This is a genomic window from Mycobacterium sp. NGS63, assembly GCF_059812295.1.
Genome location: NZ_JCALCJ010000006.1, coordinates 78,563 through 92,399, shown reverse-complemented (window position 1 = coordinate 92,399; position 13,837 = coordinate 78,563). Strand labels below are relative to the sequence as shown.

Here is a 13,837-nt window from a genome sequence, read left to right as displayed (position 1 = left end):
CTTCGGCGAACCCCTACTTGGCGGCCGGCTTCGCGCCGCTGTGCTTGTTCGGACAGTAGTCCGCGGTGGCGGCGCCGATGAAGGTCTCGGCCTGCGCCTGCGACAGCTTGTCTGCCCCGGTCAGCTGGTCGACCTCGTCCTTCTGGCTGTAGCCCGCCTCGAGGTCGTCGCACATCACGTGCGCCATCCGCACCTCCTGGGCGGCACCGAGGTTGATCCCGTGCGACGTCAGGTAGTTGGTGAAGTCCTGGTCCGTCTGGTCGGCGTGCGCCACCCCGGTGGGCACCACCATCGCGGCCAACAGCGCGCCGAATGCGTACGCGGAGATCTTCTTTTTCATGCCCCCATCACTTCCGATGTTTGACTGGATCGATCGTTGCGCGCGAGCGAGCCGGTGGTCAACGGCCCGCCCGCCGCCAGGCCCGTCGAAAGCCAAAGTCCAATCCGCAGTTCATGTTTTAATTCTCATCGAGTTTAAAGGGGGCGCGCGGCGCGGCTCGCCCCCGCAAGAAGAAGTTCACCTTCAATTTCGATCGCGTTCACGGCTGGGAGGTGCGCTGTTGGGGCACGGGATCGGGTGCTGATCACCGCCGCCGAGCTGGCCGCTCTCGTCGACGCGGGCGACCCGCCGGCCATCCTCGACGTGCGGTGGCGCCTCGACGAACCCGACGGCCGCGCGGCCTACCTGAAGGGGCATCTGCCGGGCGCGGTGTACGTGTCGCTCGAGGACGACCTCAGCGACCACGGCGTCGCCCGCCGCGGCCGCCACCCGCTGCCGTCCGGGCCCGCCCTGCAGGCCGCCGCGCGCCGCTGGGGCATCCGGGACGGCGACGCGATCGTGGTCTACGACGACTGGAATCGGGCCGGCTCCACCCGCGCCTGGTGGGTGCTGACCGCGGCCGGGCTGCCCGAGGTGCGCATCCTGGACGGCGGCCTGCCGGCATGGCGCGCGACCGGGCGGGGCCTCGAGGCCGGCCCGGTCGACCCGCCGCCCGGGAACGTGACCGTTCCCCACGACGACCTGTACGCCGGCGCCCTGCCCACGCTGACCGCCGAGCAGCTCGGCGCCGTGACGCTGCTCGACGCGCGGGCACCGGAGCGCTTCCGCGGCGACGTCGAGCCCCTCGACCCGGCCGCCGGCCACATCCCCGGCGCCACAAACCTTCCCAGCGGCGCGGTGCTGTCGGGCGAGGGAACGTTCGTCGGCGCGGACGCTTTTGAGCGGTTGCCGGGCGGCCCAGTGGGCGTCTATTGCGGCTCGGGGGTCACCGCGGCGATCGTGATCGCGGCGCTGGCCGCGGCGGGCCGGCAGTCCGCCCTGTATCCGGGGTCGTGGTCGGAGTGGTGTGCGGATCCGGACCGGCCCGTCGCGCGCGGCCCGGACTAGCCTGCGCCTCAAGGCTTTTCAGGCGACCAGCTCCGCAGGAAGGCCGCGGTGACCCGGGCGGCGTTGGCCGCCGCGATCCGCTTGTAGAGGAAGAACTGGAACGGGAAGCCCGGCAGGTGCAGCGGGTCGCCGGCGCCGTCCGAGATGCCGCGGATCCCCAGGAACGGGGTGCCGTGCGCGTCGGCGACGGCCTGCACCGCGGCGGTCTCGTTGTCGGTCGCGTCGAACGCCGGGTCCCCGGTCAAGGCGATGTTGGCGTTGGAAAGCAAGGAGTGTCGCAGCCACGGCCACGCGGCCCGAAAGAAGTTGCCGGTGTGGAAGATCGACCGGTCGGGCGCGCGGCGGGGCTGGCATCCGAACACGTCGCCGCCGTTCGGGATGCACGGGAACGCCCGGCCGTTGTGGTTGTCCGCGCTGCACCCGTCGCCACCGACCACCAGCCGCGCCCGGCGCTTCGGGCCGACCGTGAGCGCACGGGCCGCGGCCAGCATGCCGGGATCGACCGGGCGGAAGGTGGCGCCGCCGTCGCTGGTCCATCGGGCCGGGACGGCCACGTCCGCGATGTTGACGCGCGCCCCGCCGCCGGCCACGCCCGAGAACACCACGGCCTCAATCGAAAACGGGGACGAGAATGCGGTCTGGGCCGTCTGCGTCGCGTTGACCAGCCCGATGCCGGTCATCGCCACGATCACCTTCTTGCCGCCGATCGAGCCGAGGTAGAAGTGCCGGCGGTCGGCCACCACCACCGGATCGGGATCGAGCGCGGTGTGCGACAGCACCGCGTCCGCCTCGGCCGGGAAGGCGGACAGCACCAGCGTGCGCCGCTGCTGGACTGGCATGACAGTCGATTTTCGCCTATCGCTAGTGTCGACGCGTGCGCAGGCTCGAAGGCAAGGTCGCGATCGTCACCGGGGCGAGCAGCGGTCTGGGGCCGGTGATGGGCTCGCTGTTCGTCGCGGAGGGCGCCCGGGTGCTGCTGGCCGCGCGGCGCGAGGAACTGGTTCGTGAGGCGGCGAAAGCGGCGGGGCCGGGCGCCATCGCGATGCGCGCCGACGTCACCGACGAGGACGACGTCGCCGCCATGGTGGCGCGGGCCGTCGCCGAATTCGGCCAGGTCGACATCCTGTGCAACAACGCCGCGGCGCCCGGTCGGGACCGCTGGATCTGGGAACAGACGCTGGACAACTGGAACTCCACCATCGCCATCGACGTCACCGCGGCGATGCTGTGCACCCGCGAGGTGCTCAACCAGTCGATGCTGCAACGCCGGAGCGGTGTCATCCTGAACTTCTCCTCGACCGTCGGCTACACCGGCATGGTCCGCAAGACCCACTACGTCACCGCCAAGGCGTCGCTGCGGGCGTTCACCAAAGCCGTTGCGCTGGAAGTCGGCCCGCACGGCATCCGCTGCAACTGCATCGTGCCCGGGGTCATCGACACCGACCTGTGGCGCAACTGGACGCAACGCACCGCCGACGAGCAGGGCGTCGACGTCGCCGCCGTGCGCGAGCGCACCCTCAAAGGCCTGCCCTTGCAGGACATTTCGTCACCGCAGGACGTCGCCAACCTGGCGCTGTTCTTGGCCAGCGACGAGAGCCGAACCATCACCGGCCAATCCATCCCCGTCGACGCCGGCGGGTACATGCAGGGATGAGCGCGTGATCCGGGTCAGGGCAGGCGTTTTCAGCCTCACCGCCGCGTCCGAGGACGACGGTGGCTACCTGCGCTGGCACCTGCTGGATCACATGCCCGAGCAATACCAGCTGCCGGGCATCGTGCACGGCCTGCGCTGGATCGCCGACGGCGACTATCCGGCCCACCGCCTGGCGGCCGACGGGCCGCTGGGACAGGTGGGCAACGCGGTGCACTATTTGGTCGGCGACCCCGTCGAGCAGACCTTCGACGACTTCGTCGCGCTCGGGCGCACGCTGCGGGAGAACGGCCGCTTCCCCGTCGTGCGGCCGTCGCTGCAGGTGGCCGGCCTGCGCCTGCTGCAGTGGCAGGCCTCCCCGCACGCGCTGGTGTCCGCGGAGGTGGTGCCGTTCCGGCCGCACCGCGGCGTCGTGCTGATCGTCGAGGAACCCACCGACGGGCGCCCGGACCAGTGGCTGCAATGGCTACACGCCGAACACCATCCGGCTCTGCTCGCCGAGCCCGGCACGGCCGGCGCGTGGACCTTCGGGTCGAGCGCCGGGTGGAGCCACCTGCCCCGCGGCTGGCGCACGGACCACCAATACATCACCGTCGTCTACCTCGACGACGACCCACTCGCCACCACCGACGCCCTGGCTCCCCTCATCGAGCAGCGGTGGCGCTCCATCGCAGTGCGGCCCGTGTTCGCCGGGCCGTTGCGCAGCATGGTCAGCTGGGACGCCTGGCGCTGAACACTGGGCTCTATAGTCCTCGTGGTGACCAGGGGAGGACGTGAGATGACCGACTCGCACCGGCGGCTGCTCAGGCTCGCCGCGGCGGGGCTCGGCGTGGTCGTGTCGGCTTGTGCCGGCAACGGCGCTCAGCCGCCGCCGGCCACGAGTTCGAGCCCGCCCCCGCCCGCCACGACCGTCATGGCGGGCGGCGACAAGCACACCATCACGACCAAGGTCGACTGCCAGCGCTCGGCCGCGCGGTCCGATGCGACGCCGTCGGAGTCGGGAACCCTGACCACCCGGATCAGCGTGCGCGACGACTCGGCGTCCGTGTCGCTGGCGCTCTCGGACGAAATGCCGCCCACCGTCGACGGCTTCGGCTTCTCGCTCAAGGTGGCCTCCGGGCAGTACCAGGTGCCCTACCAGGCGCCGCAGTCCGCGACCCAGGTGCAGGCGACCAAGGACGGCAACAGCTACACGGTGACCGGGACGGGCGACGGCGTGTCACCCGATCAGGGCGACGTCCACCCGGTGACGTTCGGGATCCACGTGACCTGTCCGTGAAACCCGCTGCGGCACCGGGTATTTCACGAGGAGCCAGCGGTCGCCTCGACCGCGATGACGACCGCCTGCAACAACCGCGCGAACTGCCCCGCGTCGCTGATGGTGCGGTCGCCGGCCACCAGCCGGGCGAACACACCCCCGATGAAGGTGGTGACGGCCGTCGTCTGCGCGTCGAGCAGCGCGGGGTCGTCGGTGTCGGGCTGCAGGTGCGCGACGGCTTCGCGGGCCATCGCGGTGATCCGCGCGACGAAGGCCTGCGACGTCTCGGCCAGCCCGGGGTCGCGCACGGCGTCCAGGAGCAGTTCGTGGCGGGCCCGGTTCAGCATCAGCCCAGGGCCGTCGGCCTGCATCATGGTCAGCTCCGCCAGGTGCGCGAACGGCGACTCGGGGTCGAGCGGCCGGTCGATCACCGACTTCAGGTTGGCGATATCGATCTCGGCGACGCGCTTGCCGACGCCCTGCAGCAGCGCGGCGCGGGTGCGGTAGTAGTACGACGTCGTGCCCTCGGGCACGCCGGCGTAGCGGTCGACGCGCCCGTGGGTCAGCCCGCGCGACCCGTGCTCGGCCAGCACCCGGATCGCGGCGTCGCACAGTTCGCGGCGGCGTTCGTCGCCGTCGCGTTTGCGTGGTGTGCCGCCGGCCATCAGCGCAGGACGGTCCCGCCGTCGATGTTGATGACCTGTCCGTTGATCCAGAAGCCCTCCTCCGACAGCAAAAAGGCGACCAGCGACGCGATGTCCGACGGCTCGCCCACCCGGGTTCCGCGGATCCGCTTGAGCGCGCCGGCCTCCAGCTCCGGCCACTGCGGCACGGAACGGATGGCGTCCGTCGCGGTGAACCCCGGCGCGACCGCGTTGCACCGGATGCCCTCCTTGCCCCACCGGGACGCGACATGCCGGGTGAGCGCGCCGATTCCGGCCTTCGCGGTGGCGTACGCCGGCCGCGCCGGCTCGCCCTGGAACGCGGCGGCCGAGGACATGTTGACGATCGCCCCGCCGCCGCGACCGAGCATCGACGGGATCGCGTACTTCATGGCTGCCACATACCCGCGCAGGCTCACCGCCACCACGCGATCCCACACGTCGAAATCGATGGTGACCACGTCGGTGTCCGCGCGGATCGTGCTCATGTCCGCGCCGACGTTGAACAGCAGGTCGACGCCGCCGTAGCCGGCCGAGGCGGCGTCGATCAGGCGGGCGACCGACTCGGGATCCGCCAGGTCGAACGCGACGTGGGTCGCCGTCCCGCCCGACGCGGCGATGCGCTCGGCGGTCTGGCGCGCGGCGTCGGCCGCGATGTCGCCGACCACCACCCGGCAGCCCTCCTCGCCGAGCCGGGCGGCCGTCGCCGCGCCGATGCCCGTCGCGCCGCCGACCACGACCGCGACCTTGTCCGCCAAACCCTGCAGTGCCATGGATATTGACTTTACCTCTAGAACTGTAGAGGATCGCCAGTCATGGCCGGAATTCATCGGGAGCGTCCGGGCGCGAACGATCTCGCGGCGGCGACGGACGCCCCCGCGGTTCCCCTGGGCGACGGCATCTGGGTGTCGCCCGGCGTCTCGAACGCCTACGCGGTCGCCACCGACGACGGGCGGGTCCACGTCAACACCGGGCTGGTCTTCGAAGGCCCGTTGCACCGCAAGGCCTTTGCCGGCGTGCCGGGCCCGGCCCGGGCCATCGTGATCACCCAGGGGCACGCCGACCACTGGGGCGGGGTGCACTCGCTGCGCGACGACGAGACCGACGTGATCATGCACCGCAACTACCGGTACTGGCGCGACGACAACCAGCGGCTGATGGGCTACCGCGTGCCCAAGACGTCGTTCGCGTTCCAGAAGTTCTCCGACGCGATGCTCGAGCATTTCAAAACGCTCGACCCGGCCACGATCGACTTCTCCTTCCCCGAACCGACCACGACCTTCGACCGGCGCCACGCCATGACGATCGGCGGGCGCGCCTTCGAGCTGGCCTGGACGCCCGGCGGCGAGACCACCGACGCGCTGGTGGTGTGGCTGCCCGAGGACCGGATCCTGTTCAGCGGCAACCTGTTCGGCCCGCTGTTCGGGCACGTGCCGAACCTGATGACCATTCGCGGCGACCGCTACCGCGACCCCGTGCTGTACATCGAGTCGCTGAACACGGTGCTGGAATACGGGCCGCGGCGGCTGATCACCGGCCACTTCGCCCCCATCGAGGGCGCCGACCGCATCGCCGAGGAGGTCACCGCGATGCGCGACGCCATGCAGGCCGTCCACGAGCGCACCCTCGAACTGATGAATGCCGGCGCCGACCTGCACACCGCCATGCGCGAGGTCGCAGTGCCCGAACACCTCGATATCGGCGAGGGCTACGGGAAGACCTCCTGGAACGTGCGCGCCATCTGGGAGATGTACACCGGCTGGTTCCGGCATCGCTCCACCACCGAGCTCTACGGCGTCCCACCGGATTCCGTCGCGGCCGACGTGGTGGCCGCCGCCGGCGCCGGCGCGCTGGTGGACGCCGCGCGCGCCCACGTGAACGCCGGGCGGCCCGTGCAGGCGCTGCACCTGACCGACCTGGTGCTGGCCGCCCAGCCCGGGCATGCGCCGGCGCGCGCGGTCGCCGCGGACGCGCACGAGGCGCTGCTGGGCGAAACCGAAAACTTCTGGGACAAGGCCTGGCTCACCAAGTCGATCGAGGAATTGAGGGCGCACGAATGAACACCGTCAGCTTCGACTTCACCGGCGCCAACGTGCTGGTGACCGGCGGCACCAGCGGCATCGGCAACGCGATCGCCGCCGCGTTCGCCAAGGCCGGCGCCGCGGTCACCGTGACCGGCACCCGCGGGTCGGCCGCGGACTACCCCGAAACCGACCTGGGCGCGTTCACCTACCGGCAGTGCCAGATCCAGGACCCCGATTCCGTCGACGCCCTGGCCGACGGCCTGGGCGAGCTGGACATCCTGGTCAACAACGCCGGCGGCCCCTACCCCGCCGGCGACGAATACGACCCCGACGGCTACGTCGCGTCGGTGACCCAGAACATGCTCGGCCCGATGCGGCTGACCATGCGCTGCCACGACCGCCTCAAGGCGAGCAACGCGCCCGGCGGCGCGAGCGTCGTCAGCGTCGTGTCGATGTCCGCGTTCCGGTCGGCGGTCTTCGTGCCCGGCTACGCCTCGTCGAAGATGGGCCTGCTCGCGCTGACGATGAACCTCTCCCGCCGATGGGCCGACGACGGCATCCGGGTCAACGCGATCGCGCCCGGGCTGATCGACACGCGAATGACGCACCCGGCCATGGGAATTCCCGCGGTGATGGACGTCGAGATCGGCTTCCACACCCCGCTGGGCCGGCCCGGGACACCGCAGGACTGCGCGGGCGCGGCGCTGTTCTTGTGTACCGACGCCGCCTCGTACATCACCGGCAGCACCATCGCCGTCGACGGCGGATACCTGACGGTCTGAACCATGAGCGACCTAAACGAATTTGCCAACATTGCGTCCCCCGACGACGTCCTCAAGCTGGCCGCGCAGCGCACCGGGCTCAGCGAGGTCGACTCCGACTCGTGGCGCGAGGGCCTGCAACTCATCCTCGACGACCTGAACAGCTCGCCGGCGTTCACGCCGTTCGGCCGCGAACGCATCCTGGGCGACGCCACCGATGCGCTGGGCCGCCGGCTCCAGGTCCACGCCTACATCCAGGAGCACCCCGAGGTCCTCGACGCGCCGGTCGAGCGGCCGCTGATCGTGCTCGGCATGCCCCGCACCGGCACCACGGTCATCAGCTACCTGCTCGACCAGGACCCGGCGCGCCGATCGCTGCTGCATTGGCAGTGCGTGCACCCGATACCCCCGGCGCCCACCGAGGCGCTGCGCACCGACCCGCGCTGCCTGGCCCTGCTGGAGGAACAGCGCAACATCCTCGCGATGGTCAAGCAGGCGAAAGTCGCTCTGCCGCACTGGGAAGACGCCGACGGCCCCACCGAGGACATGTTCATCCACAACCAGGACTTCAAGGGCCTGTCCTGGGACTCGTTCCTGTCCACCTCGCGGTATGCCGAATGGCTGTGCCACGAGGCCGACCTGACCAGCACCTACGAATACCAGAAGCGCTACCTGCAGGTGCTGCAGTCCACCGCGCCGGGCACCTGGAGCCTGAAGATGCCGTCGCATTCGGTGCACATCGACGCGCTGCTGAAGGTCTTCCCCGACGCCCGGCTCATCTGGGCCCATCGCGACCCCTACAAGGCGACCGGCTCGCTGTGCAACCTGTGGAAGCTGCCCAAGGGCATGGTGCTGCACCCCGACGCGATCGACCCGAACGCCATGGGGCGCAACGCCATGGAGCAGATGCGCCACCACGTCGAGCGGCCGCTGCGGGCGCGGGATCGCATCGGCGACGACCGCTTCTTCCACATGTACTACCACGAGATGATGCGCGACCCGATGGGCGTCATGCGCCGCATCTACGCCTGGGCCGACGAGCCGCTCACCGCCGAAACCGAAGCGCGCATGCGGGATTGGCTGGATGGGCATCCGCAGGACCGGTTCGCCCTCAACTCCTACCGCCTCGACGAATACGGCCTGACCATAGAGCGGCTCGAGCCGATCTTCGCCGAGTACCTCGACACGTTCGACATCGAAATGGAAGGCACGCCATGAAAGTGGCCATGGTGACCGGCCCCGGCCAGACCGCGGTCGTCGACGCGGACCGCCCGCGAGTAGGCGCGAACGACGTGCTCGTCAAGATGCGCGCCTGCGGCATCTGCGGTTCCGACGCGTTCTACATCACCATCGGCGGCGTCCCGCCCCGCCAGGGGCGCATGCCGCTCGGCCACGAGCCCGCCGGGGAGGTCGCCGAGGTCGGCGACGGGGTGTCCGGCGTCGCCGTCGGCGACCACGTGGTCGTCAACCCCATGGCCGCCCCCAGCAACATCATCGGCAACGGCGGCGCCACCGGCGGGCTCGCCGAGTATCTACTGATCGAGAACGCCGTCCGCGGAACGAGTTTGGAAGTCATCCCCGACCACATCCCGTGGGAGGTCGCCGCGCTCAACGAGCCGATGGCCGTCGGCCGCCACGGCGTCAACCGCTGCCGGCCCAAGGCGTCGGACAAGGTCGTCGTGTTCGGCGCCGGCCCGGTGGGGCTGGGCGCGGTGCTGGCGTTCAAATCCCTTGGCGTCAGCCACGTCGTGGTGGCCGACCTGGTGCCGGCCCGCCTGTCGAAGGCGCTGCTGATCGGCGCGGACGCCGTCGTCAACTCCGCCGACGAGGACGTCGTGAAGCGCCTCATCGAGCTGCACGGCGAGGGCGAAAGCATGTTTCCGGGCAAGGCGGGCACCGACATCTACCTCGACGCCGCCGGGGCGCCCGCCGTCGTCAACACCGCGCTGGCCGCCGCGAAGAAGGGGGCCACCCTGGGCATCGTCGGCGTCCACAAGGAACCGGTGCCCGTCGAGCTGGTCAACGTGATGAGCAACGAGATCAACATCGTCGGGTCCATGGGATACCCCGACGAGATCTTTCAGGTCACCGAGGATCTGGTCGCGAACTGGGAGCGCTACCAACTGATCGTCAGCCACACCGTCCCGTTCGAGAACGTCGACGCCGCACTCGAACTGGCGAGCACGCCGGGCGCCGCGGACAAGGTTGTCGTCACTTTTCCCTGACGCGCGTCTATGCTTGGCAGCTTGGACATCTTCGCGGAGTGGCAAAACGGCGGCACCGAGCTGCGCTGGCGCTCGACGACGGCCGCTAACGAAGGCCGCGAACTGTCCGTCTTCAGCCGCCGATGCGGCACCGCAGGAGCGCCCGCGCTGGTGCTGGTGCACGGCTTCCCGACGTCGAGCATCGACTACTTCGCCCTGTCCCGCGAGCTGGGCTCCGAGTTCGACATCTTCACCCTGGACTTCCCCGGCTACGGGTTGTCGGACAAGCCGCCGGCGCCGCACGCCTATTCGCTTTACGACGATGCGCGCCTGCTGGTCTACGCGATCACCCAGGCGTGGCAGCTGACCGAATTCCGGATGCTGGCCCACGACCGCGGCAGCAGCGTCGCCATGATCGCGCTCGAGATGCTGGCGGCGCAGGGACAGCCCGCGCCGGTCGATCTCATCCTGACCAACGCCAACATCTATCTCCCGCTGTCCAACCTGACGGTGTTCCAGACCGCCCTGCTCGACCCCGCCACCGGGCGCGACACCGCGGCCGCGACGACCCCGGAGACGCTGGCGGCCGGCCTGGGGTTCAGCACTTTCATGCCGCGCCGGACGCTCGAGGACCCCGAGATCGCCGCGCTGGCCAAGTGCTTCGCTTTCAACGACGGCATCCGCGTGCTGCCCGACACGATCCAATACCTCAACGAGCGCGCCGCCGACGAAACCGGTTGGCTGGAGGCGCTTTCCACCAGCCCGGTCAACACGACGGTGGTGTGGGGCATCCACGACAACGTCTCGCCGCTGCGCGTCCCCAACTACGTCTGGCACACCTACCTGAAGAACAAGCCCGGCCGCAACCGCTACTGGGTGGTGCCCGGCGCCGACCACTACCTGCAGTGCGACGCCCCCGCGCAACTGGCCCAGATCGTGCGCCTCACCGCCGCGGGCGAGGACGTCGCGCTGCAGACGCTCGGCAACCAGCCCGACGGCGCCGTCCTGGTGGACGCTAGCGCCTCCTAGCTGCCGCGAGCGTGCTGCTGGCCGCACGGTCGAGCTCGAATGTGCGGCTGGCCGCACATTCGAGCACGTCATCCGGTGACGACCGGCAGGCGCGCCCAGCCGCGCACGCTGGCGGTGTGCGCGCGCTGCGCGTTGGCGTAGTCGACGTCCCACTCCGGCCAGCGCTTGAGGACCTCCTCGAAGGCGACCCGGGCCTCCATGCGCGCCAGCGCCGAGCCCAGGCAGAAGTGCACGCCCTGCCCGAAGCTGAGGTGGCCGCCCTGGCGGTGGATGTCGAAGCGATCCGGGTCCGGGAACTGTCGCGGGTCGCGGTTGGCGGAACCGTTGAGCAGCAACATGAATGAGCCCTCCGGCACGGCGCGGCCGTAGTGCTCGGCGTCGCGGGCCACGTAGCGGGCCTGCACCGGCGACGGCGGCTCGTAGCGCAGCGTCTCCTCGACCGCGCCCGGGATCAGCGACGGGTCGGCGACCAGCTCGCGGCGCTGCTCCGGGTGATCCGACAGCAGCTGCCCCATGAAACCGATGAGCCGGGCCGTGGTTTCGTTGCCGGCGCCGGCGATCATGGCCGTGTAGGCCAGCACCTCGGTGCGCGACAGCGGGCGCCGCGTGCCGTCGGCCTCGTCGATCTCGGCGCGCAGCAGCTCGGTCATCAGGTCGTCGGACGGATGATTGGCGCGCCATTCGATGTACTCCGCGAACATGATGATCGAATCCTCGAACACCTTCTGGGTGACCTCGCCGGGGTCGCGGCTCTCGATGAACGACTGGTTGCGATCCCGGATGGCCTCCTGGTCGGCCTCGGGGATGCCCAGCAGGTAGCCGATGGTCCGCATCGGCATCATCGCCCCGAGGTCGACGATGAAGTCGAAGCCGCCGGCCCCGACCAACGGATCCAGCTCGCGCACACAGAATCCGCGCACCAGATCCTCGACGGCCAGCATGCGCCGGGGCGTGAAAACCCGGGACAGCAGCCGGCGGTGCAGGTCGTGCAGCGGCGGATCCTCGAACAGCAGGATGCCCGGCGGCACCTGAAGGTTGTTGAACAGGATGTCGGCGGTGGTGCCGCGACCGGACCGGTAGGTCTCCCAGTTCGGCAGCTCGCGCGCCACGTCCTCGTAGCGGCTCAGCGCGTAGAAGTTGTACTTCTCGTTGTAATACAGCGGCGCCTCTTCGCGCATCCGCTTCCAGACCGGATAGGGGTCGTCGTCGATCGCGACGTCGAACGGGTCGTAGTACAACTCGATCGCGCTGGTCATTCCCGATTCCCTTTCAACCGTTCCGGTGCAGGAAGCCGTGCAGGATGGCCTGGACGAGTTCGTCGACGATGGTCTCGCGCGACGGCGGCTTCGTCCCGAAGTAGGTCGAACGCAGCGCCGCCATGCCGGCGATCATCGCCACCGTCGAATGTGCCGGCAGGTCAGGGTGATCCGACCGCAACCCCCGCAGGTGCATGCCCTCGGCGCTGATCTGGCCGAGCGTCGTGATCGCCCGCCGGATCTCGGCGATGCCCGCGTCGGCCTTTTCCTCCTCGCTGAGCGCCTCGGACGCCATCAGTGTCAGCAGCAGGCCCTGGTGTTCGACGAACACGTCGTAGAGCTGCCCGACGAAGCGCCGCGCCAGCTCCTCCTCGTCGGTCTCCTCCGGGACGACCTCCCGCCACGTCTGGCCGAATTCGTCGACGAAGTTGGTGAACGGCAGCACGAGCGCCTCGCGGAACAGCGCCGCCTTCGAACCGAAGTGACGGAACAACAGGTGCTCGGTGACGCCTGCGGCCTGGGCGATTTCGCGCGTCGTCGTACTGCGGTAGTCCTGCCGGGCGAAGCGCGCCCGCGCGGTGTCGAGCAGCAGCTTGCGCGGCGCGCCGCGGGCGCGCCGCGTCGCCGGCTCGGTCGGGTTGGTTGTTGCGGTTCGCTGAGCCACCACCTTAAGATAGCACCCACTATCCAGAAAGGGGTGCGGACGTGGGCGCCGTCATCATGCTCGGCACGCTGTTCGGTCTGATCGTCCTGATATTCGGGTTGGTGCTCCGCTACGACCCGGAGGCGCGACGCCGGTGAGCGCCCAGATGACGCCGGTGATGGCCGGGGCACAGTACTTTTCGTACGCCGCGAGCATCGCGTTCCTGATCGCCGGCGTCTATCTGAGCTACCGGCGCCGCCGCATCCACCCGCTGTTGCTGCTCGGCATTTCGGCGATCTCGTTCTCCTGGATCGAGTCACCGTATGACTGGGCGATGTACGCGCAGTTTCCGCCCGGCCTGCCCCGCATGCCGTCCTGGTGGCCGCTGAACGTGACGTGGGGCGGGTTGCCGCTGGCCGTGCCGATCGGGTATGTCTCCTACTTCATCATTCCCGCGGTGACCGCGGCCGCCCTCGGGCGCTGGCTGAGCGCAAAGTTCAACTGGCGCAGGCCGATTACCCTGCTGGTCGTCGGGCTCGTAGTCGGCTTCTGCTGGGCGCTGTTCTTCAACGGCTACACGGGGGCCCAGCTCGGCAACTTCTACTACGGCTACGTGATTCCCGGCCTCGCGATCTTCGAGGGCACCAAGCACCAGTACCCGCTGTACGACTCGCTGGCCATGGGCATCCAGATGATGCTCTTCACCTATCTGCTCGGGCGCACGGATGCCGAAGGACGAAACGTCATCGACATGTGGGCCGACAAGAGATCGAAAACCCGGGGCCAGTCGGCGGTGCTTTCGGTCGTGGCCGTCATCGTCATCGGCCACCTGGTCTACGGCGCGGTGTTTGCGCCGCACCTGATTACCAAGCTGGGCGGCTACGTGACCGCGGGCCCGACGGAGCAGCTGTACCCCGGCGTGCCGAACCAACCCAAGTGACCCGCCCAACGTCGACTTGTTG

16 protein-coding genes are annotated in these 13,837 nt (G+C 69.8%); 10 read left to right on the top strand and 6 right to left on the bottom strand.

Going from position 1 to position 13,837, the window contains the following annotated elements:
* Nucleotides 1–13 precede the first annotated feature (13 nt).
* Nucleotides 14–340 carry a DUF732 domain-containing protein gene (locus AC5Y4Z_RS16785; RefSeq protein ID WP_499965592.1) on the bottom strand — a complete coding sequence of 109 codons (327 nt, stop codon included), beginning with the start codon at nt 338–340 and terminating at the stop codon, nt 14–16.
* A 192-nt stretch (nt 341–532) separates the two neighbouring features.
* On the opposite strand from AC5Y4Z_RS16785, the gene AC5Y4Z_RS16780 reads away from it, so the two are divergent.
* The gene (locus tag AC5Y4Z_RS16780; RefSeq protein ID WP_499965940.1) at nt 533–1,387 is read left to right on the top strand and encodes a sulfurtransferase; all 855 of its coding nucleotides are present in this window, start codon (nt 533–535) and stop codon (nt 1,385–1,387) included.
* Between the two features lie 8 nt (nt 1,388–1,395).
* Here AC5Y4Z_RS16780 and AC5Y4Z_RS16775 read toward each other — a convergent pair whose 3' ends face one another.
* The gene (locus AC5Y4Z_RS16775; protein ID WP_499965591.1) at nt 1,396–2,226 is read right to left on the bottom strand and encodes a 5'-methylthioadenosine/S-adenosylhomocysteine nucleosidase; all 831 of its coding nucleotides are present in this window, start codon (nt 2,224–2,226) and stop codon (nt 1,396–1,398) included.
* Nucleotides 2,227–2,261: 35 nt separating this feature from the next.
* Here AC5Y4Z_RS16775 and AC5Y4Z_RS16770 point away from each other — a divergent pair, with 35 nt between their 5' ends.
* From AC5Y4Z_RS16770 to AC5Y4Z_RS16760, 3 genes are read left to right on the top strand one after another with little or no spacing between them, the layout of a single operon-like run.
* The gene (locus tag AC5Y4Z_RS16770; RefSeq protein WP_499965590.1) at nt 2,262–3,041 is read left to right on the top strand and encodes an SDR family NAD(P)-dependent oxidoreductase; all 780 of its coding nucleotides are present in this window, start codon (nt 2,262–2,264) and stop codon (nt 3,039–3,041) included.
* A gap of 7 nt (nt 3,042–3,048) precedes the next feature.
* A complete protein-coding gene (locus AC5Y4Z_RS16765) occupies nt 3,049–3,771 on the top strand; it encodes a hypothetical protein (protein WP_499965939.1) in 723 nt (240 codons plus the stop codon).
* Between the two features lie 45 nt (nt 3,772–3,816).
* The gene (locus tag AC5Y4Z_RS16760; protein WP_499965938.1) at nt 3,817–4,317 is read left to right on the top strand and encodes a lipoprotein LpqH; all 501 of its coding nucleotides are present in this window, start codon (nt 3,817–3,819) and stop codon (nt 4,315–4,317) included.
* Nucleotides 4,318–4,340: 23 nt separating this feature from the next.
* On the opposite strand, the gene AC5Y4Z_RS16755 is transcribed toward AC5Y4Z_RS16760, so the two are convergent.
* Both AC5Y4Z_RS16755 and AC5Y4Z_RS16750 read right to left on the bottom strand, forming a co-directional pair.
* On the bottom strand, nt 4,341–4,961 hold the full coding sequence (locus tag AC5Y4Z_RS16755; protein ID WP_499965589.1) for a TetR/AcrR family transcriptional regulator: 621 nt from the start codon (nt 4,959–4,961) through the stop codon (nt 4,341–4,343).
* Nucleotides 4,961–5,731 carry an SDR family NAD(P)-dependent oxidoreductase gene (locus AC5Y4Z_RS16750; RefSeq protein WP_499965588.1) on the bottom strand — a complete coding sequence of 257 codons (771 nt, stop codon included), beginning with the start codon at nt 5,729–5,731 and terminating at the stop codon, nt 4,961–4,963. The genes AC5Y4Z_RS16755 and AC5Y4Z_RS16750 overlap by 1 nt, the downstream gene beginning before the upstream one ends.
* A gap of 42 nt (nt 5,732–5,773) precedes the next feature.
* Here AC5Y4Z_RS16750 and AC5Y4Z_RS16745 point away from each other — a divergent pair, with 42 nt between their 5' ends.
* From AC5Y4Z_RS16745 to AC5Y4Z_RS16725, 5 genes are read left to right on the top strand one after another with little or no spacing between them, the layout of a single operon-like run.
* Complete coding sequence (locus tag AC5Y4Z_RS16745) at nt 5,774–7,018, top strand: alkyl sulfatase dimerization domain-containing protein (RefSeq protein WP_499965587.1); 1,245 nt, start codon at nt 5,774–5,776, stop codon at nt 7,016–7,018.
* Nucleotides 7,015–7,764 carry an SDR family NAD(P)-dependent oxidoreductase gene (locus AC5Y4Z_RS16740; protein ID WP_499965586.1) on the top strand — a complete coding sequence of 250 codons (750 nt, stop codon included), beginning with the start codon at nt 7,015–7,017 and terminating at the stop codon, nt 7,762–7,764. The genes AC5Y4Z_RS16745 and AC5Y4Z_RS16740 overlap by 4 nt, the downstream gene beginning before the upstream one ends.
* 3 nt (nt 7,765–7,767) lie before the next feature.
* A complete protein-coding gene (locus tag AC5Y4Z_RS16735) occupies nt 7,768–8,961 on the top strand; it encodes a sulfotransferase family protein (protein ID WP_499965585.1) in 1,194 nt (397 codons plus the stop codon).
* A complete protein-coding gene (locus tag AC5Y4Z_RS16730) occupies nt 8,958–9,968 on the top strand; it encodes a zinc-dependent alcohol dehydrogenase (RefSeq protein WP_499965584.1) in 1,011 nt (336 codons plus the stop codon). The genes AC5Y4Z_RS16735 and AC5Y4Z_RS16730 overlap by 4 nt, the downstream gene beginning before the upstream one ends.
* Before the next feature lie 21 nt (nt 9,969–9,989).
* The gene (locus AC5Y4Z_RS16725; RefSeq protein WP_499965583.1) at nt 9,990–10,976 is read left to right on the top strand and encodes an alpha/beta fold hydrolase; all 987 of its coding nucleotides are present in this window, start codon (nt 9,990–9,992) and stop codon (nt 10,974–10,976) included.
* Nucleotides 10,977–11,044: 68 nt separating this feature from the next.
* Here AC5Y4Z_RS16725 and AC5Y4Z_RS16720 read toward each other — a convergent pair whose 3' ends face one another.
* Both AC5Y4Z_RS16720 and AC5Y4Z_RS16715 read right to left on the bottom strand, forming a co-directional pair.
* Nucleotides 11,045–12,232 carry a cytochrome P450 gene (locus tag AC5Y4Z_RS16720; RefSeq protein ID WP_499965582.1) on the bottom strand — a complete coding sequence of 396 codons (1,188 nt, stop codon included), beginning with the start codon at nt 12,230–12,232 and terminating at the stop codon, nt 11,045–11,047.
* A gap of 13 nt (nt 12,233–12,245) precedes the next feature.
* Nucleotides 12,246–12,896 (bottom strand): TetR/AcrR family transcriptional regulator, encoded by a 651-nt coding sequence (locus AC5Y4Z_RS16715; protein ID WP_499965581.1) that lies wholly within the window; start codon nt 12,894–12,896, stop codon nt 12,246–12,248.
* 133 nt (nt 12,897–13,029) lie between these two features.
* On the opposite strand from AC5Y4Z_RS16715, the gene AC5Y4Z_RS16710 reads away from it, so the two are divergent.
* A complete protein-coding gene (locus tag AC5Y4Z_RS16710) occupies nt 13,030–13,815 on the top strand; it encodes a spirocyclase AveC family protein (RefSeq protein ID WP_499965580.1) in 786 nt (261 codons plus the stop codon).
* The last annotated feature ends 22 nt before the right edge of the window (nt 13,816–13,837 follow it).

Excerpts from the sequence above, each read along its gene's own strand:
- AC5Y4Z_RS16785 (WP_499965592.1), bottom strand. The coding sequence starts at position 340 with ATGAAAAAGAAGATCTCCGCGTACGCATTCGGCGCGCTGTTGGCCGCG.
- AC5Y4Z_RS16775 (WP_499965591.1), bottom strand. The coding sequence starts at position 2,226 with ATGCCAGTCCAGCAGCGGCGCACGCTGGTGCTGTCCGCCTTCCCGGCC.
- AC5Y4Z_RS16760 (WP_499965938.1), top strand. The coding sequence starts at position 3,817 with ATGACCGACTCGCACCGGCGGCTGCTCAGGCTCGCCGCGGCGGGGCTC.
- AC5Y4Z_RS16755 (WP_499965589.1), bottom strand. The coding sequence starts at position 4,961 with ATGGCCGGCGGCACACCACGCAAACGCGACGGCGACGAACGCCGCCGC.
- AC5Y4Z_RS16750 (WP_499965588.1), bottom strand. The coding sequence starts at position 5,731 with ATGGCACTGCAGGGTTTGGCGGACAAGGTCGCGGTCGTGGTCGGCGGC.
- AC5Y4Z_RS16745 (WP_499965587.1), top strand. The coding sequence starts at position 5,774 with ATGGCCGGAATTCATCGGGAGCGTCCGGGCGCGAACGATCTCGCGGCG.
- AC5Y4Z_RS16740 (WP_499965586.1), top strand. The coding sequence starts at position 7,015 with ATGAACACCGTCAGCTTCGACTTCACCGGCGCCAACGTGCTGGTGACC.
- AC5Y4Z_RS16735 (WP_499965585.1), top strand. The coding sequence starts at position 7,768 with ATGAGCGACCTAAACGAATTTGCCAACATTGCGTCCCCCGACGACGTC.
- AC5Y4Z_RS16730 (WP_499965584.1), top strand. The coding sequence starts at position 8,958 with ATGAAAGTGGCCATGGTGACCGGCCCCGGCCAGACCGCGGTCGTCGAC.
- AC5Y4Z_RS16720 (WP_499965582.1), bottom strand. The coding sequence starts at position 12,232 with ATGACCAGCGCGATCGAGTTGTACTACGACCCGTTCGACGTCGCGATC.